Source organism: Vibrio sp. 10N.222.55.A1 (assembly GCF_041473835.1).
GTDB classification, from domain to species: Bacteria; Pseudomonadota; Gammaproteobacteria; order Enterobacterales; family Vibrionaceae; genus Vibrio; species Vibrio crassostreae_C.
The window spans coordinates 1-225 of record NZ_JBFRSX010000126.1; the positions used below are offsets into that span (position 1 = coordinate 1).

Annotated in this window: 1 protein-coding gene; it reads right to left on the reverse strand. The window is 44.9% G+C overall.

Features of this window, described 5'->3' with window-relative positions:
- The coding region (locus AB4493_RS21935) for a cadherin-like domain-containing protein (protein WP_372155814.1) at positions 1 to 225 on the reverse strand (225 nt) is incomplete at both ends.

The window sequence follows — 225 nt, forward strand, 5'->3', positions numbered from 1 at the left end:
CACCTTCAACCGTTAGGTTGTCGCCTTCAATATCAGTCGCACCTGTTAATAGGTCAGCATCAGTGAAAATAAGTGTGCCGTCTTCTTCAACGCTGAACTGTTGGTCTTGAGGTACTGGCAGGTCATTAACTGGGTTAACGGTTAGGTCAGCCGATGCTTGAACCGTATTGGTACCATCTGAGATATCGAAGCTAATATCGATATCACCATTGAAGTTCTCATCTG